The 25,638-nt window shown below is 53.5% G+C and carries 22 protein-coding genes; 20 read left to right on the plus strand and 2 right to left on the minus strand.

The features are described from left to right. The first annotated feature begins 47 nt into the window (after positions 1-47). The 7 genes from NST04_RS11785 (at position 48) to NST04_RS11815 (ending at position 10,056) form a co-directional block, all read left to right on the plus strand. Positions 48-1,856, plus strand: coding sequence for a cache domain-containing sensor histidine kinase (locus NST04_RS11785; RefSeq protein WP_341184384.1), 1,809 nt, complete (start codon positions 48-50; stop codon positions 1,854-1,856). 3 nt (positions 1,857-1,859) lie between these two features. Beyond that, positions 1,860-3,479: a response regulator gene (locus NST04_RS11790; protein WP_341184385.1), complete on the plus strand. Its 1,620-nt coding sequence runs from the start codon at positions 1,860-1,862 to the stop codon at positions 3,477-3,479. A 171-nt stretch (positions 3,480-3,650) separates the two neighbouring features. Continuing rightward, entirely contained in the window at positions 3,651-5,039 is a 1,389-nt protein-coding gene (locus NST04_RS11795; RefSeq protein ID WP_341184386.1) for an ABC transporter substrate-binding protein, read from the plus strand. Positions 5,040-5,146: 107 nt separating this feature from the next. Next, the gene (locus NST04_RS11800) at positions 5,147-6,049 is read left to right on the plus strand and encodes a carbohydrate ABC transporter permease (RefSeq protein ID WP_341184387.1); all 903 of its coding nucleotides are present in this window, start codon (positions 5,147-5,149) and stop codon (positions 6,047-6,049) included. A 14-nt stretch (positions 6,050-6,063) separates the two neighbouring features. After that, the gene (locus tag NST04_RS11805; RefSeq protein ID WP_341184388.1) at positions 6,064-6,900 is read left to right on the plus strand and encodes a carbohydrate ABC transporter permease; all 837 of its coding nucleotides are present in this window, start codon (positions 6,064-6,066) and stop codon (positions 6,898-6,900) included. 56 nt (positions 6,901-6,956) lie between these two features. Further along, a complete protein-coding gene (locus NST04_RS11810) occupies positions 6,957-7,967 on the plus strand; it encodes a glycoside hydrolase family 130 protein (RefSeq protein WP_341184389.1) in 1,011 nt (336 codons plus the stop codon). Between the two features lie 172 nt (positions 7,968-8,139). Further along, positions 8,140-10,056 carry a carbohydrate-binding protein gene (locus NST04_RS11815; protein WP_341184390.1) on the plus strand — a complete coding sequence of 639 codons (1,917 nt, stop codon included), beginning with the start codon at positions 8,140-8,142 and terminating at the stop codon, positions 10,054-10,056. Positions 10,057-10,183: 127 nt separating this feature from the next. Here NST04_RS11815 and NST04_RS11820 read toward each other — a convergent pair whose 3' ends face one another. Next, positions 10,184-11,143, minus strand: a complete 960-nt coding sequence (locus NST04_RS11820; protein ID WP_341184391.1) for a sugar kinase — start codon at positions 11,141-11,143, stop codon at positions 10,184-10,186. 410 nt (positions 11,144-11,553) lie between these two features. On the opposite strand from NST04_RS11820, the gene NST04_RS11825 reads away from it, so the two are divergent. The 5 genes from NST04_RS11825 to holA all read left to right on the plus strand — a co-directional run bounded on the left by NST04_RS11825 (position 11,554) and on the right by holA (position 15,903). Beyond that, positions 11,554-12,195, plus strand: a complete 642-nt coding sequence (locus tag NST04_RS11825; RefSeq protein ID WP_340752221.1) for a bifunctional 2-keto-4-hydroxyglutarate aldolase/2-keto-3-deoxy-6-phosphogluconate aldolase — start codon at positions 11,554-11,556, stop codon at positions 12,193-12,195. A 212-nt stretch (positions 12,196-12,407) separates the two neighbouring features. Beyond that, complete coding sequence (locus NST04_RS11830) at positions 12,408-12,665, plus strand: hypothetical protein (protein ID WP_341184392.1); 258 nt, start codon at positions 12,408-12,410, stop codon at positions 12,663-12,665. Positions 12,666-12,782: 117 nt separating this feature from the next. Further along, a complete protein-coding gene (locus NST04_RS11835; RefSeq protein ID WP_036690462.1) occupies positions 12,783-13,334 on the plus strand; it encodes an RNA polymerase sigma factor in 552 nt (183 codons plus the stop codon). Then, the gene (locus NST04_RS11840; RefSeq protein WP_341184393.1) at positions 13,331-14,587 is read left to right on the plus strand and encodes an anti-sigma factor family protein; all 1,257 of its coding nucleotides are present in this window, start codon (positions 13,331-13,333) and stop codon (positions 14,585-14,587) included. Before NST04_RS11835 ends, NST04_RS11840 begins: the two co-directional genes overlap by 4 nt. Positions 14,588-14,883: 296 nt before the next feature. Further along, positions 14,884-15,903: a DNA polymerase III subunit delta gene (gene holA, locus NST04_RS11845; RefSeq protein WP_341184394.1), complete on the plus strand. Its 1,020-nt coding sequence runs from the start codon at positions 14,884-14,886 to the stop codon at positions 15,901-15,903. 182 nt (positions 15,904-16,085) lie between these two features. Here the strand turns inward: holA and rpsT are convergent, their stop codons facing one another. After that, complete coding sequence (rpsT, locus tag NST04_RS11850) at positions 16,086-16,358, minus strand: 30S ribosomal protein S20 (protein ID WP_341017430.1); 273 nt, start codon at positions 16,356-16,358, stop codon at positions 16,086-16,088. A 179-nt stretch (positions 16,359-16,537) separates the two neighbouring features. Here rpsT and gpr point away from each other — a divergent pair, with 179 nt between their 5' ends. The 8 genes from gpr (at position 16,538) to grpE (ending at position 25,583) form a co-directional block, all read left to right on the plus strand. Next, on the plus strand, positions 16,538-17,548 hold the full coding sequence (gene gpr, locus NST04_RS11855) for a GPR endopeptidase (RefSeq protein ID WP_341184395.1): 1,011 nt from the start codon (positions 16,538-16,540) through the stop codon (positions 17,546-17,548). Between the two features lie 195 nt (positions 17,549-17,743). Next, positions 17,744-19,123: a stage II sporulation protein P gene (locus tag NST04_RS11860; RefSeq protein WP_341184396.1), complete on the plus strand. Its 1,380-nt coding sequence runs from the start codon at positions 17,744-17,746 to the stop codon at positions 19,121-19,123. Positions 19,124-19,152: 29 nt separating this feature from the next. After that, complete coding sequence (locus NST04_RS11865) at positions 19,153-19,668, plus strand: hypothetical protein (protein WP_341184397.1); 516 nt, start codon at positions 19,153-19,155, stop codon at positions 19,666-19,668. A 224-nt stretch (positions 19,669-19,892) separates the two neighbouring features. Continuing rightward, positions 19,893-21,704 (plus strand): translation elongation factor 4, encoded by a 1,812-nt coding sequence (gene lepA / locus NST04_RS11870; protein ID WP_341184398.1) that lies wholly within the window; start codon positions 19,893-19,895, stop codon positions 21,702-21,704. 143 nt (positions 21,705-21,847) lie between these two features. Then, complete coding sequence (gene hemW / locus NST04_RS11875) at positions 21,848-23,032, plus strand: radical SAM family heme chaperone HemW (protein ID WP_341184399.1); 1,185 nt, start codon at positions 21,848-21,850, stop codon at positions 23,030-23,032. A 128-nt stretch (positions 23,033-23,160) separates the two neighbouring features. Beyond that, entirely contained in the window at positions 23,161-23,616 is a 456-nt protein-coding gene (locus NST04_RS11880; RefSeq protein WP_341184400.1) for an N-acetyltransferase, read from the plus strand. Positions 23,617-23,905: 289 nt separating this feature from the next. Beyond that, a complete protein-coding gene (hrcA, locus tag NST04_RS11885; RefSeq protein ID WP_340994015.1) occupies positions 23,906-24,937 on the plus strand; it encodes a heat-inducible transcriptional repressor HrcA in 1,032 nt (343 codons plus the stop codon). A gap of 82 nt (positions 24,938-25,019) precedes the next feature. Then, on the plus strand, positions 25,020-25,583 hold the full coding sequence (gene grpE / locus NST04_RS11890) for a nucleotide exchange factor GrpE (protein WP_445667913.1): 564 nt from the start codon (positions 25,020-25,022) through the stop codon (positions 25,581-25,583). The last annotated feature ends 55 nt before the right edge of the window (positions 25,584-25,638 follow it).

The following is a 25,638-nucleotide window of genomic DNA, read 5'->3' on the forward strand; positions in this document are numbered from 1 at the left end:
GGACAACTAAAGGGAGGTATACGGTACATGCTTCAGAAAGGAAAGCTATGAATACATTGACAGCCTATGGCCGCAAGCTCTGGCGGCAGATCGCCGGCAGGTATTACCGGATATCCATTAAGCAGAGGATTCTGTTCTCGTTCATCGTGCTGATCACGCTGTCCATCGGTGCAATGGGTACCTTCTCGTACTGGATTGCTGCGCAGGAGATCGAGGACAATGCCTACGCCGGCAGCCGGGAGACGGTAAGCAAGACGGCACAATTGCTGGATTCCCGCCTGAATGATGTGGCGCTGTCCGTGCAGTCCCTGATGCTGAGCGATGCGTACCGCAAGATGATGCTCGATGTGTTCAGCCATGATGTGTCGAATTATTATGTGCATCTGTCGGATCTGCAATATGTGCTCTCCCAGGCAACGTTCAATCAGCCGATCATTGAGAATGTGCTGATCGTTACCCCGATTGGCGATTTCTATTCCACTACGCAGATCCGGGCGCAGGACAACTCGTTCTACGGTTCGGAATTATATGATCTGAGCAAGGAGCAGCCGGGCGGCTACTGGGCCAAAGGACATTATGACCGGTTGTTCACGGGCAGCCAGCGGGTGGTTTCCTTCGTAGTCCGGGGAATTTATGAATACCCTTACACGCCGATCAGCAATGTATTTATTGTGGTCAATATCAGGGAGGGCCGGATAGATGAGCTGCTGAATACAGGCGGAGAACAAGCAGGGAGGAATTATTATCTGGTGAGCAGGGAAGGAGAGGCGGTGGTGGAATCCCGCTGGCCGTTCCGGGGCAGGTTCCCATGGAAGCCGGTGCTTCCCGAAGCCGGGACAGCAGCCGATCCGCAGGATCACTATTACAGCTACGGCGGCAAGGAATATCTGGTTAATTATACAGGCTCAGCCTCATCACCCGACTGGATCATCTCCGGTATGCAGTCACGGGACCAGCTGCTGGGCAAGCTGCAGCGGGTGCAGCGCATCACTCTCTATGTCATCGTTGTTTTCCTGCTGGCCACCTGGCTGATCTCCAATCAGCTGACATCTGTGCTGCTGAAGCCGCTGTTCAAGCTGCGGCGGCTGATGCGCAGAGTCGAAGAGAACCAGCTCAGTGTGGTGTATGAGAGCCGTTATGAGGACGAGGTGGCCCAGGTCGGCTTTCAGTTCAACCGGATGATGTCGGAGATTAAGACGCTGATTGCGGATGTGAAGACCAAGGAGGAGGGCAAGCGGCATGCAGAGATCCGTGCCCTTACGGCGCAGATGGAGCCGCACTTTCTGTACAATACGCTCAATACCATCTATTGCAAATCGGTCATGGGCGAGAATGACGATGTGAATGAGATGATCCTGTCCTTATCGCAGATGTTCCAGATCGGGCTCAGCGGAGGCAAGGATCTGATTACACTTGAGGATGAACTGTCCCACATGCGGGAGTATTTCGCCATTCAACAGAAATGCTATGAAGGACTGTTTGAATACACGGTGACGGTAGAGGACGAAGCCCTGCTGTCCTGCCTGCTGCCGAAGATTATCCTGCAGCCGGTGGTGGAGAACAGCATTCAGCATGGATTCAGCGACCGGACAATAGGAGGCAGGATAGACATCACGGTCAGCCGGGAGCAGGGGCTGCTGCATATTTGCATTACCGACAACGGACGGGGGCTTGATGCTGCACAGGTCAAGCAGGGGATGGACATAGCCCCGCAGTCCAGAAAAGGCTATGCCCTGTTCAACATCAGGCACCGGCTGGCCTTGTATTACGGGGCCGAAGCCCGTATGGACGTCAGCGGTGAGCCAAGTAAGGGATCACGGACGGATCTGTGGATTCCGTTAGGGGAGGAGCGATGAGGCATGGAGCCGGAAAGATTCAAATTATGTGTAATCGACGATATTAAAAGTGTGGTGGACATGGTCTCGCGCAAGCCGCCGTGGCAGGAGCACGGTATTGAGATCACCGGGACGGCGCTTGACGGTGAAGCGGGACTGCAGCTCATCCGCGAGACCCGGCCGGACATTGTGCTGACGGATATCCGGATGCCAAGAATGGACGGCCTGCAGATGACCCGGGCGATTCTGGAGGTGCTGCCGGACTGTAAGATTATTATTCTCAGCGCCTACTCGGAGTTCTCTTATGCCCAGGAGGCCATCCGGCTGGGGGCGCTTGATTTTGTGAAGAAGCCCTTTTCCCTGGAGGAGATTGTGAATGCAGTGCTGAAGGCCAGGGAGCTGTGCCGGGAGGAGCGTCAGGAGACCGCCAGACTTACTGCGATGGAGGCCAAAATCAGAGAAAGTCTGCCCATCCTCCGCCAGGAATATCTCACCTTCCTGCTGCACCACCAGACGACAGAGGCGGATGCCCGTTCCCGCTGGGCCTACCTTGATATCCCGCTGGACCAGCATGATTTCTTCGTGTTTGTCGCCGAGATTGATCATTTCGCGGAGAAGCTGAGCGGCCAGCCTGTGCAGGAGGTCGAGCTGCTAAGGTTCAGCCTGCACAATATTCTCGAAGAGACGATTTCCGCCCTGACCCGCGGCGTTATTATCCGGGAGGCGACAGACCGGTACATCTGCATCATGAACGGCTCGAACCCGGAGACCGCCGCGCTGATTACGGAGGCCTGCTGCATGAATGTAAGCCGCTTCTCGCGTCATACCCTTTCAATTGGCGTGGGCCTCGGCAAGGCGGCGATTCAGGAGCTGGGTACAGCGTACAGACAGGCGCTTAGCGCGCTGGGGTATCATTTCTATACCGGGGGCAACGGGGTCTATCATTATAGCAATATCGAGAATAAACCGCTCTCGCTCCACAGCTATTCCGCCGCCGCCGAGCAGGAGCTGCTGTTTGCCCTGCGTTCCGGCAATTCTGCCAAAGGCCTGCAGGTGCTGGACCAGTTGTTCTCGGAGCTGCTGGACAGCGGGCTTTTGCCTGATCCGCGTTATGTTGAGAGTGTCGGCTATGAGCTGAGCTCCAGGATCTGCCGGGTCCTGCTGGAGCAGTTCCCTTACGGGCAGGTGGAGCCGCTGGAACTCAGAATTGCCGCCATGAAGAATCAGGTGCATCCTTCCCTGCAGGATATCCGGGAGCTGCTGTCCTGGCTGTGCCGGGAGGCTTGTACACTAGTTACGGAGGCCCGTTCCCTGGAGTCCACGCGGATTATCCGCCAGGCCGTCGAATATATTCATAGTCATCTGGATACGGGGCTGTCGCTGGAGCAGATGGCGAAGCAGATTAACCTTAGCCAGGGATATTTCTCCAATCTGTTCAAGAAGGTGCAGGGGATTTCGTTCCAGCAGTATGTGATGCATGAGAAGATGGAGAAGGCGAAGGCGATGCTGATTAGCGGCCGGCAGGTTCAGGAGATTGCCCAGGATCTCGGGTATGAGCACAGGCGCTATTTCAGCGAGGTGTTCAAGAAATATACCGGCATGACCCCGTCCGAGTTCAAATTGCATTATCTTGGAAAAGAATAGAAATCAGCAGGGAGGGATTTCCGCAGGGCGGAGATTACCTCCCTTATCTGTATAGAACTCCTGCAAATATCTGCCCTTAATGTGGGCTTACCCGCCTTATCCCGATGCGCCAATCCGTCTATAATCAATTTGTAAGCGAATACAGAAGGGATATATAAGGGGGAACTACCAATGATGAAGCGTACGCTAATGACATCTCTGAGTTTGGTCCTGGCACTTGGCTTAGCAGCCTGCGGCAACGGTAACAGTGGCGGCGGCAATGCAGCTGAAGGCACAGGAGACGGGGCGAAAGCTGGTTCGGGGGAAAAAACTAAAATCAGCTACTGGACAGGCGACCGCCACGATGCGGATTTCGTGAAGGAGAAGGTGGCCGAGTTCAACGCATCTAATAAGGACGGGATTGAGGTGGAACTGGTCGTCAAGGGCGATGACTTCGATACTGCGCTTGATCTGTCCTTCCAGACCTCCGATGCACCGGATGTGATCCGGGTGAAGGAGAATACCATCCAGACTTTCTACAAAAAAGGCTTTCTCGCTCCGATTGACGAGTTCCTAAACGATGAGCTGAAGGAGAAATTCCCGGCCATGCCGGATCTGAACGAATTCGACGGCAAGCGTTACAGTCTGCCGAACTATGGAACGACGATGCGTCTGGTGTACAACAAGGATCTGTTCGCCAAAGCGGGCATTGAGCAGCCGCCGGTTACCCTGCAGGAGCTGGTGGATACAGCCAAGAAATTGACAGCAGCCGGCAAAGCGGACGGCGCTTACGGCTTCGCCCTTAACTTCAAGAGCCCCGGCAGTGCGTTCGCGCGTTCGGCACGGGTGATTGCAGAGATGAGCGGCTATGGCGGCTTCGGGTATGATTTCAAGACGGCCCGCTACGACTTCAGCGGTTTCGAGCCGATCATCAATGCCTTTAAGCAGATCAAGGACGACGGCAGCATGCTGCCGGGTGTAGAATCGCTGGATATTGATCCGCTGCGGGCACAGTTTGCCGAAGGCAAGATCGGAATGTATATGTCCTACTCCTCAGAGCCGGGCGTCTATAAGAATCAATTCCCGGCCAAGATTGACTGGGCGGCAGCTCCGGTTCCTACCATCGACGGCAATGTGAAGGGTGCTTCCGGCTTCCTCGGGGGCCAGTGGCTGGCGCTCAGCTCGAAATCAGAGCACAAAGAAGCAGCCTGGAAGTTCATGGAGTTCATGTACGGCGATCAGGTGCTGACGGATTATCAGGAAAAAGGCTTCGGCATCTCCATGGTTCCATCTATTAGCGCAGCAGCCAAGACACCGGATGTGAACGGCATTGAAGGCTTCCTGCCGAATAAGAACGATGGAGTGTGGCCGGTCTATCCGTCTGTAGCACCGGAAGGAATGAAATCGGATGACGCCTTCTTCAAATATATGCTGAACGGCGGCGATTTGAAGGCGATTATCGCTGATCTGAACAAGCGTTATAATACTGCACTGGACAGTGTGATTGCGAATGACGGCGTGAAGGCCGAGCCGGATGCTGGCTTCGATCCCGCTGCTCTGGGCGGCAAGTTCGCCAAATAGACGGAAGGTTAGGGATAGAGATACAGGCTAGGATAACGGGGGATGGGGAAGCAGCTTTCCCATCCCCCCTGCTCTGGCCGCAAGGGAGAGGAGCCGGAAGAAACCAGATGAACAAAACGAAACATGCCTTATTTTCATATAGCTTTATCTTTCCAAGTGCCTTGCTCACGTTGGTCCTCGGAATTTACCCGATTGCCTGGGCGTTCCGCTATATGTTCTATGATTACAAAGGGTTCGGAACGGCCCGGTTTACCGGATTGGCCAATTTCAGCCGCATCCTGAAGGACACCCAGTTCTGGGATTCGGTGGTGAATACATTTGTCTATGCAGGCGGCAAGCTGCTGATCACTATTCCGCTGGCCCTGCTGCTGGCAGCCATATTGAACCGGGGGCTGCGGGGCAGACAGCTGCTGCGGGGGATTTTCTTCATGCCGACCGTCATCAGTACCGCCGTAATGGCTGTAGTCTTCTTCACGATTTTCAACTCATATAACGGGATTCTGAACCAGTTCCTGATCCGCTCGGGCCTCTCGGATTCCGGTGTGGATTGGCTGGGGCCGAAATATGCCATGCTCACCGTCATTCTGGTTGCGGCCTGGGGGGCGGTCGGCAATTACATGCTGCTCTTCCTCGCCGGTTTGCAGAATATTCCCGAGGATGTGTATGAGGCCTCTTCCCTGGACGGGGCAGGGAAAATCCAGCAGTTCCGCTATATCACCCTGCCGATGCTGGGGCCTGTCATGCAGATGGTTATTATGCTGGCGATCATTACAGCCCTGAAGGGCTACGAGAGCATCATGGTTCTGACCGAAGGCGGTCCTGTAGGCAAGACGGAGGTCATGTTCCTGTATTTGTACAAATTATTTTTCCCTGTCGGCGGGGGCAGCGCGGCGGTCCAGGTCCAGGAGTTCGGATACGGCAGTGCGGTTGCCTTTGTGTCTGCGGTCATTGTAGGGATGATATCACTCGTTTATTTCTACGCATCCAGACGCATGAATCAGACCGATTGAGGAGAGAGGCTATTATGAGACTAAGAACCATACTGGGCAAAACAATCCTGTGGATATTTTTGCTGTCGTTTGCTTTTATCACCCTGATTCCGGTTGTGATCACCATCCTGGGCTCCTTCAAGACGAATGCCGAGCTTACTGCGGGTGCGACCTTCCTGCCGGAGAGCTGGCACTTCTCGAACTATGCCGAAGCCTGGGCGCAGGCCAATTTCTCCAGGTATACCCTGAACAGCCTGATTGTCTCCCTGGCGGCGGTGGTCGGCACGCTGCTGGTATCATCCATGGCGGCTTATGTGGTGGACCGGATGGATTTTGCAGGCAAAAAATGGTATGTCGGAATGCAGTCCTTCACCATGTTCGTAGCTGTAGGGGCGGTCGTGCTGCGTCCGCAGTTCGATCTGATGGTCAAGCTTCATCTGCACAGCAGCCTGTGGGGGGTTATCCTGATTCTGATCTCCGCCCATGCTTCGATCTTCTTCATTCTCACAAGCTTCATGAAGGGGATTCCCCGCGAGCTGGACGAGGCGGCGCTAATAGACGGCTGCTCTCCCGGCCGGACCTTCTGGCGGATCATATTGCCGCTGCTCGGACCCGGACTCGGCGTAGGTGCCCTGTTCACCTTCCGCGGCGCGTGGAATGAATATCTGCTGCCGCTCGTGTTCACGATGACAAAGCCGGAGCTGCAGACGCTGACTGTCGGACTGGCGAACCTGAAGTACGGGATTTCAGCCGCTTCCCAGACCCACTATATGATGGCGGGCGCCTGCTTGTCCATTCTGCCGATTCTCGTGGCCTATCTGTTCGCCAACAAATCCTTCATGCAGATGACGGCCGGTTCCCTGAAGGGATAGCGGTCCGGTCCTGCGCAACCCATATTCCATATTTACCATTCAAGGAGGTACACCCCATGACTCAACACGTTCCGGCGATTCTGCAATCCGCCCCGTTCATCCGGCGGTATCCGGGCAATCCGGTGCTGGATGCAGCGAAGGTTCCTTACCCCACCGCACTGGTATTCAATGCCGGTGTAACGAAGTTCAACGGCAAATATGTGATGATCTTCCGCAATGATTACGGCTCACTGGCCGATCAGAGCCTTGCGCCGCATCACACCACGGATCTCGGCATTGCCTACAGCGATGACGGGCTGAACTGGACCGCCGGCCCGAAGCCGGTGTTCAAAATGCATGACGAAGAGACTATCCGCGCCTACGACCCGCGCCTGACCGTGATCGGCGGCCGCTGTTATATGTGTTTTGCCGTGGATACGCGCCATGGCATCCGCGGCGGGATCGCCGTTACGGATGATCTGGAACACTTCGAGGTGCTTAGCCTGTCTACACCGGACCTGCGCAATATGGTGCTGTTTCCCGAGCTGATCGGCGGCAAATATGTCCGGCTGGAGCGTCCCTTCACGGTGTACAGCCGCGGCGGCCGGGACCGCTTCGACGCCTGGATCTCCGAGTCGCCGGACCTCAAGCATTGGGGCAACTCCAGCCTGCTGCTCGCCGTTGAACAGGTGCCGTTTGCCAACGACAAGGTCGGTCCGGCCGCACCTCCGGTCCGGACGGACAAAGGCTGGCTGACCACCTTCCATGCGGTGGATGTGGACCCGGCCAGAGGCAAGCACGGCTGGGAGGATAGCTGGAAGAAGCGCTATACCGCGGGAATTATGCTGCTGGATCTGGAGAACCCCCGCAAGGTGATCGGCATGAGTAAGCAACCGCTGCTGGCACCGGAGACAGACTATGAGATTGGCGGGGGCTTCCGCAATCATGTGATTTTCCCGGGCGGGATGATTCTGGAGGATGACGGCGAGGTCAAGATCTATTACGGCTCTGCGGATACGGTGGAATGTCTGGCAACGGCCCATGTGGACGATCTGCTCAGGCTCTGTCTGGAGCCGGGGAATCAATAAGGTTGGAAGCTGGCTGAGAGCTGATAGATGTCGATTTTATGAAAAGAGTAATAAAGCATCACTGGTGAAATCACGATTCATTGATGACCTGGTGTTTGCTAAAAAAATATGAAAGAGGTGTTTAATGATGTTGAAAAGGTTCAAATTATTAAGTGCATTATTAATTTTTTGTATGGCCAACCTGTTACCAGTCTTTCCTTTGACAGCAAGCGCGGCGGGTACAGTTGTAAGCTATCCGTTACCGTCGGTCTATACCACGACCAATCAATACACGGTAACAGCAGACTCTACCAATATACCGGTAATCGACACTTCGGCGGTATTTGTAAACTATAATTATTGTAATTTCTCTTTTTCAGGTACGACTACAATCACAATAACAGCAAGCGAGCCCATCAATACCTATAATATTTCTCCCAAAGCTCTGGGAATCACTGCAACCAAGAGCGGAAATACACTTACATTTACCCTTTCAGCACCAACCTATCTTATCGTCAAAATCAATAATCTGAAAGATCTGGTGATTGCGGCAGATGCGCTTGAAACCAATGTTCCGGCCTCATCCGGTACAGGAATATACAATGTTAAAACCCAGTACGGTGCTGACAGTACCGGTGCCACTTTGGCTACAACTGCCATACAAAACGCCATCAATGCTGCTAACGCAGCAGGCGGTGGTATCGTATACGTTCCAGCTGGTGTGTACAAGAGCGGAAATATTGTTCTAAAAAGCAATGTTTCGGTTTATCTGGAGGGGGGTTCGGTTATACGGGGTTCAGGAAATCCAAGCGATTATACTACCCATTTCCATAAGAATTCACTGAATAAGGATGGAACCTGGTTTATCTATACCGAAACCAATGCCAACAATATTAAGATATACGGCAGGGGAACGATTGACGGCAATGGCCATTATATGAGAAATACAAACAATTATTTGAACAATATTCTTGTACCCTTGCAGTGCAGCAACTTCACGGTTGACGGCATAACCCTAAGAGACAGCGGCGGATGGGCTACAATCGTTACCAGATCTAATAACGTAACCTTCCAGAATACCAAGCACTTCAACAACAATGAGCTTGATTATGAAAATGATGCAATCGATATTCAAGAGAGCCAGAATGTACTCATAAAGCACACTGTAGCCGTATCGGAGGATGACACCTATTCCTTTAAGACCTGGGATGTAGCCACTACGGATATCGCTGCAAACTGGCCGGGAACTCCTGAGAACCAGTCCAATGTAGTTGTGGATGATGCTTTGGCCTGGAGCAGATGCGGGGCATTCAAGGTTGGAGATGGAGTGAAACAGCTTCAGGATGGCATCGTTGTTAAAAACTCTTTTGTATACCGGTGCTGGCGTGCTCTAGCGGTAGGTCATCTGTATGGAACTCCAGCGGCACAAAACATCGTATTTGACAATATAGATGTAGAAGGCTTTTGGCCAAGATCCGGTGTTCACTCCAGATGGTTTGATCTTTCGGCAAAAACCGGTCCGATCAAAAATGTGGTCTATAATAATATCAATTTACGCGCTTTGGGTGAAGTTTCCATCATGAAGGGTTGGAGTGACACCTCTACTGTCTCCGGAGTTACATTGAACAATGTTCGCGTCGGTGGAGCTGCGGTGAATAATTTGGCAGATTTGAAAATAACAGATACGAACAGCTATGCTGCAGATCCTAAATTCAACACATTGAAATTCGAAGCGGAAGGCTATAACCTTAGTTCAGGTGTTATTTCCTATGAGTCAAGCACTGATGGCGGGATTGATGTGGGTGGAGGCAGTAATGGCGACTATATCGCATTTAAAAATGTTGACTTCGGCAGTACAGCTAAAACAAGTATTGATCTGAAGGTTGCATCCGCTAATTCCGGCGGAAGGATTGAATTCCACTTGGACAGTCCAACGGGCACTATGCTGGGTTCTTGGACAGCAGAAAGCACAGGCGGATGGCAGACATGGTCCCTCAAGAATATCCCGCTTACTGCCGGCACAGCTGTAGGAAACCATACGGTATATGTTACTTTTGTGAAGTCAGATTCAACCACCGTTGCAAATTTAACCTGGTTCCAGTTCAAATAGAATGGAAGCGGTTTGATTATCTCTGATGGTCCGCAAAAAGGTGTCCCAAGCCGACCGGCTTGCGGGACACCTTTTTGCAGTTGCAGTTGCAGTTTCTGTTACAGTCACGTCCCTGCGGAGAGCCTGTTTATTTCTTAACGCCCGTGCTCATGAAGGCTTCCAGCGCGTCGCGGGTGGGCAGTCCGTCCATATCGCCAGGCGACATCACGGCGAGTGCGCCAATCGCATTGCCGCGCTTCACGGCTTCCGCTACGCTGAGCTTCTCCAGCATGGCGCTGATCACCCCAACCGCGAAGCCGTCTCCGGCACCGACCGTATCAACAACCTGCTCGACCTTGAAGCCGTCCACATAGCCCTCTTCACCTGTGGAGGTCTTGTAGTAAGCGCCCTCAGGACCGAGCTTGATCACTACAAGGGATACGCCGCGCTCCAGATAATACCCGGCAATCTCCTCCGGAGTCTCAAGACCGGTGAGGATCTTGCCTTCTCCGTGTCCGGGCAGGAACCAGTCGCAGCGGGTAGCCAGGTCGTTGATCGTACCAACCATAGTTTCAGTGTCAGGCCACAGGGTCGGACGCAGATTCGGATCGAGCGATACAGTCTTGCCGCGCTGCTTCATGAACTCCATGGCATGCAGCGAGAACTCGTGACACGAAGCCGAGAGTGCGGAAGAGATGCTGGTCACATGCAGATGGCCTGCGGAAGCGAAATAATCTTCATTAAAGTCGGCGAGGCTCAGCTTGGAGGCGGCGGAATTTTTGCGGAAATATTCGACCTTAGGGTCTCCGGTCAGTACCTTGGATTTGATCAGCATGCCCGTGGAGAATTCCTTGGTCGTTGTGATGCTCGCGGTATCGATCTTCTCCTTATTCAGCGCCGAGGTGATGAACTGGCCGAAGTTGTCTTCGCCGAGCTTGGTCACATAACCGGTCAGATGCTCCAGGCGTGATAATCCGGTGGCTACATTGCTCTCCGCACCTGCCAGCGCCTTGGAGAAGGAAGTGACCTCATGCAGGGGGCCGGCCTCATTGGCGTAGAACATGGCCATCGGCTCCCCGAAGGTGACTGCATCCAGCTGTTTATTCATGAATAGTTCCTCCTAAAAGTTTTGATAGCATACACTCCTTGCTTCTTCTTCGCAAAACTCGCTTCGGAAGCATAGCAGGGGTATAATTAGATCCTAGTTTATGGTTTGGGATAGAATATAAGTTGAAATTATCACATAAAACGGTTTTGTACAATATAGCAATGCTCATTCTGCGGTCTTATTTTGTACAGGAAGCAGGCGGGTGAATTCGTTTGTCCTTGATATATAAGGCTTTTCTTCGATTCTTGAAGGAATGTTGCCGCTTCCTAAATAAATATATATTGACTGTTGGCGGCAATGTTATTACTATTTTCTTAGAAGGATAAAGCCTGATGTTAGTAAAATAGATAAATTAGTTTATCTAAATAAATATTCTTAAGTGGAATATAACCAGAGAGGAAGTAACCCCCATGAAGAAAATCAAAGTATTGCAGAATATCACCTCTGTTGGAGTAGTAGCCGTTATCCGTGCGGATAATGCCGATGATGCTTATGCCATGTCGGTGGCTTGTATCGAGGGCGGGCTGAATAATATCGAAGTTACCTTCACGACGCCGGGAGCCGAAGTAGCGATCAAACGCTTGGTGGAAGAATACGGGGGCCGCGCCGTGATTGGTGCCGGTACCGTGCTAGACCCGCTGACGGCAAGAATTGCTATTCTGGCGGGTTCGGAATTTGTGGTCAGTCCTTCTTTTGAAGAGGATACGGCCAAGATGTGTAATCTGTACGGCATTCCTTATATGCCGGGCTGCATGACGCTGAATGAGATGAAGGAAGCCCTGAAGCTGGGCGTGGATGTGCTGAAGCTCTTCCCGGGCAGTGCGTTCGGACCGGACTATGTCAAGGCGGTTAAGGGGCCGATGCCGCATGTGAACATTATGCCAACCGGCGGCGTGGATCTGAACAATATGGAGAAATGGATCAAGAACGGCTGCATCGCTGTCGGCATCGGCGGCAACCTGACCGCACCGGCCAAGGAAGGCCGTTATGACCAGATCACAGAGCTGGCTGCACAGTATGTTGCGAAGTTCAAGGAGATTCAAGGCCGGTAAACTTGGATTCAGGGTGAGCCGTTTGCGCAGAACGGGCCTCCGGTCATACATGTACAACAGAAATGTCTTGCCTCTAGGGGCAGGGCATTTTTTTGTTGAACGTAGATAAGCCTATATGATGGAATTGCTGCTGCTTCGGGCAATACTTATAATAGAGGCAGAGTGCCCTAAGCGCCTGCGGACATTAAGAAGTATACCTGAAAGGTGATGCCATGACTGGCGACGATCTTCGCAGCAAGCTGTACCCGACACTGGTAGTGGAAGAAGCCGATTACGTGGAGATCCGGACCGCAGTCCACGGCTGCAGGGTAACGGCGGGAGCGCTTTATAAGCTGTATCGTAACTATAATCATCCGCAACTTTTTGAGCATGGAGAAGTATATGTGCTTGATGATGCTTCCAGGGAGAACTATGCGGTGCTTCTGGTGTGCGCAACTACATTATATACATTAAAAAGAGTATTTGAATGATTGCAGCATCCCTTGTATGCTTAGTAGGGATTGCGGACTATAAAATAATCATTACAGGCTTGCAACAAATTCGCAGTCTTGCGCGTCAGTAAGATTGCATAGAGAGGGGGAACCTTCGTGGTGGAGCAGGGACTCATCAGAGCCGCTCAAGCGGGCGATCGCGACGCTCTAATCACCCTATTGCGAGAAATTGAAGGGCATGTATATAAGACGGCCTTCTACATTCTGCATAATGAACAGGATGCTCTGGATGCCTCCCAGGAAGCGTTGATCCGGGTGTACACCAAGATCGGCTCCTATGAGGAGAAGGCGCAGTTCAAAACATGGGTTCAGCGAATAGTAACCAACATATGTATAGACAAATTCCGGAGAACGAAGCCTACCGTTTCTATCGATGAACACGAAATGGTGTTTCAGGATAAAAAACATAACGTAGAGCGCGAAGTGATGTCGGGTTATCTGGCGGAGGATATCCGTGAGGCCATCGACCAGCTTCCGGAGCATCACCGGACGGTAATCGTGCTCCGCTATTTACAGGATTTTTCTTACAACGAGATTGCAGACTGTCTGGATCTGCCTCTGAACACGGTGAAATCGTACCTGTTCCGGGCGCGGCAGCAGCTGCAGAATAGACTTCAGGAGTATCAGAAAGGTGGTGTGTCAGGATGAAGTGCGCGGAGGTGATGGAATGGATGCACCGCTATTTAGATCATGATCTCAGTCAGGAAGAAATGCTTGAAATGTTCCGTCATATCGACGATTGTCCTTCCTGCGCGGAAGTCTTGGACCGGCTGACGCTGCTCTCCCAGCAGCTGGAGCAGCTTCCCGATGTGAAGCCCCCCTTCAGTCTGGTTGACTCTATCCTGCCTCAGCTTGAACAACTGGACCGTGGTGTCCCGGAAGAGCCTGCTGTAATGGAGCCGGAAGATCCGAAGGTTATTCCCTTCTCCCGTTCAAATAACCGGGGCAAGAAGCCCAAGGGTCCTTCACTGGCAGCGCGGACAGGCATTGGCGCTGCGGCGGCAGCTGTGATTCTGCTCATCGCCGTATTCAATATGCCGAAGAGCCTGCCGGGTGCAGATATGGATATGTCATCCCAGTTAATGAGCGGCGGAGCGGCGAACTCCAGCATGAGTACGGAGAGCAGTGCGGACGCCCCGCAGGCGGATGGACAGAATAACAGCGGCGGCAGCAGTGAGCTTCGAAAGACGGACCAGACCGCGCCGGGTGAAACTGCGGACGTTAATTTGAAATCTGCACCGCCTGCTCCCAGTGAGGGTGCTGATCAGCCGGCCGCAGCTGGCGGCGGTTCGGATACAGGCACGGAGCCTGCGGTAAGCGAAGCTCCGCCCAGCAAGCGCACCGCTACTGCGCCTCCGGCGGACCGCCCCAAGAGCACCAAGAAAGCGGATAGCGGGTCAGCAGATACCCAGAGCATGAAATCGAGTACACCGACACAACAGAGTGCGGTGGACGACAATCCGGCTGCGGCGGATGTACGGACGGCACCGACTCCAGCCCCTACAGAGGCAGCCATGTCGCTGATGCTTGCAGAGTCCTCGTGGACTTCGCCAGACGGGCAGCATATGGCTGAGCTGACTGGCCAGCATGTGGTAATCTACAGCTTAACCGCAGAGGGAGAAGAGCAACAACGCACAACATTGGCTTCGCTTCCTTTGGAGGGGAACTGGGTCTCCGGTGTGTGGTCGGAAGACGGCACCCAGTTCACTTATGTGCTACAGCTTGAGGACGGTACGCAGACGACGAATGTATATACGGTTCCGGCAGAGGGGGCAACACCTGCTCCGTCTGCTTCTCAGGCGCCTGCCGTCTCTCCAGCGCCAACCGCTTCTCCGGCGGCTTCTGCTTCATCGGTACCCAGCCCGGCTATCACCCCGGACGCGGCAACGTCCGATAAATAACCGGCACCTTCTTCTAGCCTGCGGAATATGCTAAGGCAAGAGGACATGAATTACAAGCTTTGCGAGTATCATCGGTATGACCGGCGGCCGGGACAGTTTCTAGAGCTGCTCCCTCCGTCGTTTATATAGATGCGCCGCTGAAACGGAGTAACTTTGGCCCTGGCTGCCGAGGTTGCTCCGTTTTTGCTTGCGCCCATGGGGCAGAATGCGGTGATAAAGATGCCTATGTTTTCAGCCGTTTTTTTGATAAAATGTACGAATGTATCAATCAAGAATATAAAAAAGGAAGTGGCAGGATGGATGCCAAAACGGCGGCCAAAGACATCAAGCAAGGAAAGGTCTCCCCGCTGTACCTGCTGTACGGCAGTGAGAAGTTCCGGATGAATGAATTCGCGGCCATGCTGGAGGAACACCTGATAGCCAAAGAAGACCGCGATTTCGCGGTGATCCCGTTCGATCTCTCCGAAACTCCGGTTCAAGCGGTCATTGAAGAGGCGGAGACAGTTCCGTTCATGGTAGAACGCAAGCTCCTGCTGGTGCGGGATGCGGCTCTGTTCACGGCAGGCAAGGAGAAGGCGAAGCTGGAGCATAATGTGGAAATGCTGAGCGAATATATGCAGCACCCTGCCGAATTCAGCGTGATTGTATTTATGGTGAACGGCGACAAGCTGGATGAACGCAAAAAAATCGTTAAAAGCATCAAAGCCTCCGGCACCGTACTGGCCTTCAATCCCCTGGGTGCGGAGGAGCTGCTGCGCTGGGTGGAAAAGGGCTTCCGCGAACGCGGCTGCTCACTTGCGCCGGGGACGGCTGAGGCTCTGATCGCAAGCAGCGGCACCGGACTCCAGGGCCTGTCGGCGGAGATGGACAAGCTGTGCCTGTTCGCCGGTACAGGCGGGCGGGTCGATGCGGCAGCGGTGGAGAGTCTGGTCCACCGGGGAACTGAGCAGAACATCTTCACGCTGGTGGAGGATATTGCGAATCTGCGCCTGGACAAGGCGCTGAATACGCTCTATGAGCTGCTGAAGCAGCGGGAGGAGCCGATCAAGATCGCTTCGCTGATTGCCCGGCAGTTCAGAATCATCCTTCAGGTCAAGGACTTGTCAGCCCTGAGCTATTCGCAGGGACAGATTGCCTCTCAGCTCGGACTGCATCCATATGCGGTGAAGCTGGCTGGAGAGCAGGCCCATAAGTTCGGAAGCCAGCGGCTGCGGCAGATCCTGAGTATTCTGGCGGATCTGGACTATCAGATGAAGACGGGAGCTGTCGATAAGGTGCTGGGGCTGGAGATGTTCATGCTGCGCCTTGGAGCCTGAATAGAGCGGCATCTCATGGAACGAATCAAAGAGCCTGTCCATCCCGTGATACACGCGGGCGGGCAGGCTCTTTGATTGTACAGCGGAATTCAATGAGTGAAGCTAACAAGCATAAAAAAACCTAACCGTATGCAGCATAGCGGTCAGGTTCTTCAATGCTCGTTATGATTGTCGCCCTTGGCTTAGGCTTGAGCCTTGAGAGCGTTCAATTTCTTAGCCAAGCGGGATTTTTTGCGGGCAGCCGCATTTTTATGAACCAGGCCTTTAGATACAGCCTTGTCCAGCTTTTTGGAAGCCGCTTGGAAAGCAGCCTGAGCTACTTCAACTTCCGTACCAGTCACTGCTACATCAGCAGTTTTCACAGCTGTACGAAGCGCGGACTTCTGGGAAGCGTTCAGTGCACGGCGTTTCTCGATCGTCTTGACGCGTTTTACCGCGGATTTGATATTTGGCATTGCATTCACCTCCTGAAAGACATTCGAAATCAACAAATGATTCACAACTTAAAATAGTTTAGCATGAAGGGTAGTAAAAAGCAAGATAAAAAGCTTTAGAATTCCTCAGTGCGGTTTGTATAAACGGCGGCTTTCTCTCGCACACTATCAGCAATATGCAAAAGGAGGCTGAACTAAGAATGGAACTGGATCTTCAGCTGTATTCGGTACGTACGGACTTGGCGGTAGAAGCGAAGGAAATGGCAGAGCGGCACGCCAATGCGCCGATCCCGGGTGTCAATGAGGAAGTGGAAGAAGAGGGCGGCATCAAGGTCACGAGACTTGCTGTAGCAGACCTTGCCGGCTCGCAGGCGATTGGACGGGCTATCGGCAATTACGTGACCCTGGAGGTGCCTGGGCTGCGCGGCGGGGATACCGGGCTCCAGCAGAAGGTCTCTACAGTGTTTGCCCGGGAATTCGAGCACTTCCTGGATGAAATCGGCATTGACCGCGATTCCAAGGTGCTTATCGTGGGCTTGGGCAACTGGAATGTGACGCCTGACTCGCTCGGCCCGCTGGTCGTTGAGAATTCGCTGATTACCCGCCAGTTCTATGAGCTGGTGCCCGACCAGATCTCGCCCGGTTACCGGAATGTCAGCGCTATTGCTCCCGGAGTCCTCGGCCTGACGGGGATTGAATCCAGCGAAGTTGTGCAGGGGATTGTGGACCGCACCAGCCCGGATGTCATTATAGCTATTGATGCGCTGGCCTCCCGTTCACTGGAGAGAATCAATACCACTATCCAGATTGCTGACATCGGCATTCATCCCGGCTCAGGGATCGGGAACAAACGCAGAGGGCTGACCAAGGAGGTGCTGGGCGTGCCTTGCATTGCCATCGGCGTCCCTACAGTCTGCTATGCCTCCACCATTGTCAACAACGTGCTGGAGATGATGCGGACCCATTTCGGACAGATGGCTGACGGGGGCGCTCATACCAAAGAGATTATGGGTCTCCTTGACGATATTTCTGAACAGGAGCGTCTTGCATTGGTGAAGGAAGTGCTTGAGCCGCTGGGTCACGACCTGATTGTTACCCCCAAAGAGATCGATGAATTCATTGAAGAGATCGCGAACATTGTGGCAAGCGGCTTGAATGCCGCCCTGCATGAAGCGGTAGATCCTGGCAATGTCGGAGCTTACACTCACTGATCTGTCACTTATCACCTGGCCCGCACCGCCCTGCTATAACGCAGAACGGGTTGCGGGCTTTTTGAATGAGTTGCCGCTTCACTTCTCTATCTATGCTCCCTGCTATCTCTCATTCTGTGGTTCTAGCATAACTCCTACGCTCATAGATTTGGAGTATGAGAGATTACAGAGGGCCTAGAGGAGGACATAACAATCATGAACAGAAAATGGTTTCAGCTATGGAATATAGGGCGGCTGCGCGGACGGCTGATGGATATTCTGTCGCTGGGAAGGACGATGCTGCTGCTGGCCGGAGGTTCGCTTGTGTTATTCATGCTGCTTGGAGCCGGCGGATTGGCCGGGCAAAAGCTGAATTCTTCGCCCATTCCTTCTATGAAAGGTCTGGCGGCCTCACTCTCCAGCGGATTCTTCATGGAGCTGCTGGGCATGGAGGTTCCCCATCTGCCGAAGGGCGAGGAACCTTCAGCTTTCTCCGGAGACAAGGTGACCTCCTTCGTATTCCGGCTGCTTACCAGTGTTGATCCTGGTGATCCCAAGAGTCTGGTCTCGCGTGAGATGCCTGGACTCGCTGCCGATGATCCCTTTCTGCTGCGCCAAGGCTCAGGAGGAAGCACAGGAGCGCCGGCGGATTATCATCCGGGGGGAGATGAGCTGGCCGCCGGGGAAAATCCCGGTGCAGGGGGTGACCCTGGAGCCCCTCCAGATTCAGGGAACGGTACGGAGGCTGATAATGGCCATGACAATCCGGGGGAAGGCGTGGTACAGCCCGAGGCTTCTCCTATTCCGGACCCGCCTGATGCAGGGCCGGACGAGGGTTACTCCGGAAGCGGAGATGCCGAGAACGGCACTGGAGATACTTCGGTCAAGCGTATTCTCGTCTACCATTCCCATCCGCGGGAGGCGTATAATCCGCTGCTTGGCGCACAGAGCGACAACCCCAGCTCGGCCGTCCCTTCCAAGAATGTCATGCTGGTAGGCTCTTATATTTCCAAGAGGCTGGAGGAACGCGGGATCGGTACTGTCCATGCCCAGGAGGACTATGCTACAGAGGTGCCGGGCTACAACTGGAACTTCTCTTATAAATATTCTCGTATGACTGTGAAATCGGCCATGGCCTCCAACCAGCAGATGAGTGAGCTGATTGATATCCACCGCGATTCGCAGCGGCACGGCAAAACAACGGCCGTGATTAACGGGAAAAATTATGCCCAGGTGTATTTTATTTTGGGGCATGCGAATAAAAACTGGAAGCAAAACGAGGCCTTTGCTAATAAAATCCATCAGCTGCTGGAGAAAAATTATCCTGGAATTTCACGCGGGATATGGGGGAAATCGTCCGGAAACGGGAATAATGGGGAATATAACCAGACGTTGTCCCCGAACAGTGTGCTGATTGAGGTGGGCGGAATTGACAACAGCGCCGACGAGCTGAAGCGTACGGCGGACATTCTGGCAGATGCGATTGCTGATGTGTACTGGAGCAGCAGGGATGCGGAGAAGGCAGCTGCGCCGGATCAGGGCAGTACGCAGTCTGAAGGCACCGGGGCAGAGACATCAGCAGGCGGGGCTTCCTGACGGATAATAGCTGAAAAGGAGCGGAGACTATGACACGGTTCGGTAAAAAGCTGGTAATGGTCGGAATATGGGCGGGCGTAGGGCTGCTGGTCGGACTGCAGTTCGGTGGCGGTGGTTCGGGAGTCTCAGGTATCCTGCCGGACTGGAGTAAGCCGGCCGGGAGCAGTGTGGCAGGCAGCCAGCTTCCGGCTGGACAGAACGGCACGGCCGGGACTGCGTACGTTCCGGTGGCCAGCAAGGCTCCTGGCGGCCAGGCTTATGTATATGTACCCGTGACTATTGATCCGGTAACGGGTGCTTACACCATGCTGCCGATGCAGCAGCCGGCTGCAGGTACACAGGCGCAGACGGCAGGCGGCACGGGCAGCCTCCCGCAGCAGGAGGTGAAGGACTACTCTGCGCTCAGTCCCGAGCAGATTCTGATCCCGGAGGAGCAGAAGCCTACAGTGGATGTGCTGGCGGATAAGACCGCCGGCCTGCTCCAGCAGGCTTCGCAGAAGGGCATCCGCTGGGTGGTCTCGCTCTTCGACTCCTCGGAGGAGTGAGCAGGAAGTGCCCGGAATCTCCCGGGCTGTAATGAGATTGAGGACACAAACGGCTGCGGATGATGGAAGCCCGCACCCGTTTGTGTGTTTTTTTGCAGAGTCAGCCTGCGATTGCAGAAGGTCTGGGCGGTTTCTTTCTTTTCCGGCGGCCGGCGGGATTGATGGGCGGAGCCCGTACTGTTATAATAAGTGGATTAACATTAGGCTGTCTGTGGGGGTAAGGAATGACTGACGTTCAGAAACGACAACAACAAATTCGCAATTTCTCGATTATTGCACATATAGACCATGGCAAATCGACACTGGCTGACCGCATTCTGGAGTATACGGGTGCGCTCACTACGCGTGAAATGCAGGAGCAGGTTCTGGATCAAATGGACCTGGAGCGCGAGCGCGGCATCACCATCAAGCTGCAGGCCGTACGTCTGACGTACCGTGCCGATGACGGACAGGATTATTATCTGAATCTGATTGACACACCGGGGCATGTCGATTTCACCTATGAGGTATCCCGCAGTCTGGCGGCCTGTGAAGGCGCACTGCTGGTCGTGGATGCGGCGCAGGGAATTGAGGCCCAGACGCTGGCTAACGTGTATCTGGCGCTCGACAACAATCTGGAGATTCTTCCGGTACTCAACAAAATCGATCTTCCGAATGCTGACGCCGAACGCGTGAAGCAGGAGATTGAAGATGTCATCGGGCTGGATGCCAGTGAAGCCGTGCTGGCTTCCGCCAAGGCAGGCATCGGCATCAAGGAGATTCTGGAGCAGGTCGTGAAGCAGGTTCCGGCGCCGACAGGCAGCTCGGAAGACCCGCTCAAGGCGCTGATCTTCGACTCCCATTATGACCCGTACAAGGGCGTTATCGTCTATGTCCGTGTAATGGACGGCAGTATCCGTGCCGGTTCCAAGATTAAAATGATGGCCACCGACAAAACCTTTGAGGTGATCGAGGTCGGAGCCTTCATGCCGCGCATGACCATTGTACCGGAGCTGAACATCGGTGATGTCGGCTTCATCGTAGCCGGGATCAAGCATGTAGGCGACACCCGTGTCGGGGATACGGTGACGGATGCGAAGAATCCAACGCCTGAGCCGCTTCCGGGCTACCGCCGGATTAATCCGATGGTCTATTGCGGTCTCTATCCGATTGAGACTTCCGATTATAATGATCTCCGTGAAGCGCTGGAGAAGCTGCAGCTGAATGACGCTTCCTTGAGCTTCGAGCCGGAGAGCTCCAGCGCCCTGGGCTTTGGCTTCCGTTGCGGCTTCCTGGGACTGCTGCATATGGAGATTATTCAAGAGCGGATCGAACGCGAGTTCAATCTGCCGCTGATTACTACCGCGCCGAGCGTTATTTACCGCATTAAGCTGACGAACGGGGAGACCATCCAGATCGACAATCCGTCGCATTATCCGGAGATCGGAACGATTGACTTCATCGAAGAGCCGTATGTCAAAGCAGCCATTATCGTGCCTAACGACTTCGTGGGTACCGTTATGGAGCTGTGCCAGAACAAACGCGGTGAATTCGTCAACATGGAGTATCTGGACAGCAACCGTGTAACCATTACGTACGAGATTCCGTTGTCCGAGATCGTCTACGACTTCTTCGACCAGCTGAAATCCGGCACGAAGGGTTATGCATCCTACGATTACGAGATCTCCGGTTACCGCCAGTCCAATCTCGTGAAGATGGATATCCTGCTGAACAATGAGCAGGTCGATGCATTGTCCTTCATCGTTCACCGCGACCGCGCCTACAACCGCGGCCGGGTCATCTGTGAGAAGCTGCGCGGCATTATCCCGCGCCAGATGTTCGAGGTGCCGATTCAGGCGTCCGTCGGCACGAAGGTGGTTGCGCGCGAGACCGTTAAGGCCATGCGCAAGAACGTATTAGCCAAATGCTACGGCGGCGATATCTCGCGTAAGCGGAAGCTGCTGGAGAAGCAGAAGGAAGGGAAGAAGCGCATGAAGCAGGTCGGCAGCGTTGAGGTGCCGCAGGAAGCGTTCATGGCCGTGCTTCAGATTGAGTAGCAGCATATAAGCTCTCCTGGAGCTTTCGGTTTATCGCAGAAACGGGTGCCGTCCTACGCAGGGCGGTGCAGCCGTTTCTTCTTGCTTTTCAGCAGCAGGTACTGTGGCAGGCCTGTATATTAATAGAACAAAGGAGACAGCTAATGAATACAGCTACGAGCACTGCACACCATGGCCGTCCCCCTGAGGCCGTATATATTCACATCCCGTTCTGCACCAATAAATGCTTCTATTGTGATTTCAATTCTTACGTGCTGAAGGACCAGCCGGTGATGGACTATCTCCATGCGCTTGACCGCGAAATGGAGCTGACGGTGCAGCACACGCCTCCGGGTGTGATCAAGACGATTTTTGTCGGCGGGGGTACGCCTACAGTACTCAAGCCTGATGAGATGGCTTATTTCCTCGAATCCGTCCGCAGGCATTTCCCGCAGTGGGATGAGCACATTGAATTCTCAATGGAGGCTAACCCTGGCACCACCGATATCGACAAGCTCAGAGTCATGAAGGATGGCGGGGTCAACCGGGTCAGCTTCGGGGTGCAGGCATTCCAGAATGAGCTGCTGAGCGGAATCGGCCGGATTCATGATGTGAATGATGTATACCGCAGTCTGGAGAATGCCCGTGCGGTCGGCCTTAATAACCTGTCGCTGGATCTGATGTTCGGACTGCCGAACCAGACGGTGGATATGCTCAGAGAGAGCATCGATAAGGCGCTGGCGCTGGATCTTCCGCACTATTCCATCTACAGCCTGAAGGTGGAGGAGAACACGCTGTTCCACACGCTGTTCAACAAGAACAAGCTTCCGCTGCCGGATGAAGAGGATGAGCTGGCAATGTATCTGCTGCTGATGTCTACTATGGAGGCCGCAGGGTATACGCAGTATGAGATCAGTAATTTTGCCAAGCCAGGAATGGAGAGCCGCCACAATATAACGTACTGGCGCAACGAGGATTATTACGGTCTGGGCGCAGGAGCGCACGGATATGTGGGCCGGCAGCGGCACATGAATATCAAGGGCGTGAACCCGTATAACGAGGCTTCGCTCAGCGGGCTGCCGCGTCTGGACGCCTACCAGATCTCCGAGCAGGAGGCGATGGAGGATTTCATGATGGTCGGCCTGCGGATGCGCGAAGGGATATCGGATCAGGCGTTCCGCTCGCAATTCGGAAAACCGCTGGAGGCTGTTTTTGCAACGCCGCTGCATAAAATGCTGAAGGCCGGGCTGCTGGAGCAGGCTGGGGACACCTATCGCCTGAGCAAGCAGGGAATCCTGTTTGGCAACGATGTTTTCGGGGAATTTGTCGGTGCTTTGACAGAGGTTTAATTTTGAAATACCCCTTGAATTGTAATTCACCGTGTTGTATATTTATTCATATTAACAACAAGGGGTGAGTCAAGGTGCTTGTCAAAACGGATCATTTCCAAAAGGCTTCTCCAGCGGGAGAGCAGCAAGTGATATGCAGAAATGCTACGGTGGAGGATGTAGAGCCGCTGTATCTGATGATAGAGGAGTATGCCAGGCAGGGGATTATGCTGCCCCGTTCAAGGCAAGCACTGACCCGCCAGATCGACCAGTTCGTGATCGCTGAGATTGGAGGCGAATTTGTCGGCTGCGGTTCCTTATTCCGGCTCGGAAACGACCTTGTTGAGGTCCGGTCGATTGGCCTGAATGACGCAGGCAAGGGAAAAGGCGTAGGCACAATGATCCTGGAGAAGCTGGTGGAAGAAGCCAGACGCCAGCGAATCCCGAAGATTATGGCCCTGACCTATGCTGTGGACTTCTTCCTTAAGAACGGCTTCGATGTGGTGCAGAAGGAGATTTTCCCTGAGAAGGTCTGGACCGATTGCGTGAACTGCAAGAAGCAGCATGCCTGCGATGAGATCGCCGTGCTGAGGAGACTGGACTAATCCGGCGGGACAATAGCCCCGGTAAACTATATAATAAGAAACCACTGTTCCCCCTGGAAGCTGGGCTTTCTGGGTAACAGTGGTTTTTTGCAGATACAAGCACAACGTACAACAATGATGCCTGATGGATGTATGGATGTTATATTGCTTTAACTAAAATAGGCGTAATCAAGTTGCTGAACTCACTTGACAATGCCGAGGTCAGTTTGGTATTTTTGTATTAGTGGTTAGCACTCATCTCACTAGAGTGCTAACGAATCGGAGCCACAGCCGGATAGGAGGGAATGACATGTTAACTGAACGCCAGAGAATGATACTGAATGCTATTGTCGATGACTATATTTCTTCCGCTGAGCCGGTGGGCTCGCGCAGTATCTCGAAACGCGGGGACGTGGGCTACAGTCCAGCTACGATCCGCAACGAAATGGCCGATCTGGAGGATCTGGGTTATCTGGAGCAACCTCATACGTCGGCAGGGAGAATCCCGTCCCATAAGGGCTACCGCTACTATGTGGATCATCTGGTACCGTGGAATTCCGCCGAAACGGCCGAACTGGGCACGATCCGCGCTTTTTTCGCTGAGAAGCTGAATGCTACAGAGCAGGTAATCCAACATGCGGCAATGATCCTGTCTAATATGACGAATTATACTTCCATCCTGCTGGGACCGGAGGTTTTTCATACTTCATTGCGCCATTTCCAGCTGCTCCCGCTCGATGACAAGACCGCTGTAGCGATTATTGTTACCAGCACCGGGCAGGTAGAGAACCGAACCGTGAGTCTTCCTCCGGAGATATCTGTGTCCGAGATGGAGAAGGTCGTGAATCTGCTGAACAGCAAGCTGGTCAATGTACCGCTCTACAAGCTGAAGAGTCAGCTCTATTCCGAGCTGGGCGAAGAAATGCAGCGCCACATCTCCCATTATGAAGAATTAATGCAGGTGCTGGATAAGGCGCTTGAGAGCGACCAGGATCAGCGGATTTACTTAAGCGGAGCTACGAATATGCTGACCCAGCCGGAGTTCAAGGACGTCGACAAGGTCAAGACGATTCTCGATCTGCTGGAGGAGACGCCTACGCTGCTCAAGATGCTCACCCCGGCCAGCAGCGAAGCAGGAATGCAGGTGCGCATCGGTACAGAGAATAAGCATGAGGCTTTTGCCAACTGCAGTCTGATTACCGCCACCTATTCGCTGGACGGCAAGCCGCTGGGGAGCATTGGTATCCTGGGTCCGACCCGTATGGAGTACGCACGTGTAATGGGTATTCTGGGGATTTTGTCCCGGGATTTGACAGCGATGCTGGCACACTGGTATAAGTGAACAGAGTATACTAGTCCATCGTGAATGATATTAAGGAGGTGAAGACAACTTGAAAGAGGAAGAGGTTCAGGAAATGAATGAAATGAATGAAAAGAATGATCCCTCGATGAATGAGAATCACGCGGCTGAAGAGGCTGATACCACAGCAGATAGCGGCTCATTCACGGCTGAAGAGGCCGGCGAGGCGGCTTCAGGCAATGAGGAATACAGAAAGCTGCAGGAGCTGGCAGATGAGCATCAGGCGCGCACCTTGCGTGTGCAGGCTGATTTCGATAACTTCCGCCGCCGGACCCAGAAAGAAAAGGAAGAGCTGGCGCAGTACGCAACGTCTAAGCTTGTAACCGAGCTGCTTCCGGTAATGGATAACTTTGAACGCGCACTGGCGACTCCTGCAGCAGGTGCAGACGCTGAAGCTTTCATCAAAGGCGTGAATATGATTTTCCGTCAGCTGGAGGGAGTCCTTAAGACTGAAGGACTTACAGCTATGGAAGTGGTAGGACAGCCTTTTAACCCTGAATATCATCAGGCGATCATGCAGGTGGAGAGCGAGGAGTACGGGGAAGGCATCGTGACGGAGGAGGTCCAGAAGGGCTATCTCCTGAAGGATAAGGTTCTTCGTCCGGCCATGGTCAAAGTCAGCATGTAGTTCTGTTCTATATAAGATAATAAAAATGGATGAAGCCCCGGGCTTCACATTATTT

The sequence above is a fragment of the Paenibacillus sp. FSL H7-0756 genome (assembly GCF_038006765.1).
GTDB lineage: Bacteria > Bacillota > Bacilli > Paenibacillales > Paenibacillaceae > Paenibacillus_AQ.